The following is a 1,489-nucleotide window of genomic DNA, read 5'->3' as shown; positions in this document are numbered from 1 at the left end:
GTAACCCTTGACCTTCCCATCGATCATGTCGAGCACCTGCTGGTAGGTACCGTGATCACCGGTCATCCGGGGCAGATACCCGTAGCAGTAGTCGTTCTCCGGTGTGGCCGCGTCCCCCCAGTACGCCTTGAGCAGGTTCACCCCGTAGGCGCGCGCGTTACCCCAGAAGCCCTTCTGCCCGGGGTGCCGGATGCTGTCCACCCACTCGTCGAAGTTCGGGTGGGACGCGTGGTGCGGCATCGGCAGGTAACCCGGCAGCAGGTTGAACAACGTCGGGACGTCCGTGGAGCCCTGGATGCTGGCATGGCCCCGCAGCGCCATCACCCCGCCGCCCGGGCGACCCATGTTGCCCAGCAACAGCTGGATGATCGCGCCGGTGCGAATGTACTGCACACCCACACTGTGCTGCGTCCACCCCACCGAGTAGACGAGCATGCTCGTCCGCTCCCGGCCCGAGTTCGCCGCCCACGCCTGGGCCAGTTCCAGGAACTTCTGCTGCGGGATGCCGCAGACCCGCTCGACCATGTCCGGGGTGTAGCGGGCGTAGTGCCGCTTGAGGATCTGGTAGACGCAGCGCGGATCCTGCAACGTCTCGTCGCGCTGGGTCTGCCCGTTCACCGGCGCGCCGTGCGACTCGTGCTCCAACCCGGCCGCGGTTTCCCGCTGCGTCTCGGTGTCACCGCTGGAGGCGTTCTCCTCGGTGCCCTCGTACTGCCAACTGGACTGGTTGTAGCTGGCGTTGTCGTCGTTGAAGCCGGAGAAGAGCCCGTGCAGATCCTCGGTGTCGCGGTACTCCTCCGTCACGATCGTGGCGGCGTTGGTGTAGGCGACCACGTACTCGCGGAAGTCGAGTTCGTTGTCCAGGATGTAGCGGATCACTCCGCCGAGCAGGGCGATGTCGGTGCCGGCGCGGATCGGCAGGTACGCGTCCGCGAGGGCACTGGTCCGGGTGAACCGGGGGTCGACATGGAAGATCTTCGCGCCGCGGCGCTTGGCCTCCATCACCCACTGGAAGCCCACCGGGTGCGCCTCGGCCATGTTCGAACCCTGGATGACGATCATGTCGGAGTTCGACAGGTCCTGCTGGAACTGGGTGGCGCCGCCGCGACCGAAGCTGGTCCCCAGACCGGGGACGGTGGCGGAGTGTCAAATACGGGCCTGGTTCTCGATCTGGAGTGCCCCCATCGCGGTGAACAACTTCTTGATGAGGTAGTTCTCCTCGTTGTCCAGCGTCGCCCCACCCAGGCTGGAGATGCCCAGCGTGCGGTGGAGTGGCCGCCCCTCGTCGTCGACGTCCTCCCAGGTCTCGTCCCGGGCGGCCAGGACCCGGTCGGCGATCATGTTCAGCGCCGTGTCGAGGTCGAGGTCCTCCCACTCGGTGCCGTACGGCCGGCGGTAGCGGACCTTCGTCTGCCGTAGCGGGCTGGTCACCAGACTCTTGCTGGCCGCACCCTTCGGACAGAGCCGACCCCGCGAGATCGGGCTGTCC

Annotated in this window: 1 protein-coding gene; it reads right to left on the bottom strand. The window is 66.8% G+C overall.

Features of this window, described 5'->3' with window-relative positions:
* Positions 1-1,489: molybdopterin-dependent oxidoreductase (locus JNW91_RS31345; protein WP_238426041.1), on the bottom strand; the 1,489-nt coding region annotated here is incomplete at both ends.

Source organism: Micromonospora parastrephiae (genome assembly GCF_016802865.1).
GTDB lineage: Bacteria > Actinomycetota > Actinomycetes > Mycobacteriales > Micromonosporaceae > Micromonospora > Micromonospora parastrephiae.
This window is presented reverse-complemented; position numbering and strand designations above follow the sequence as displayed.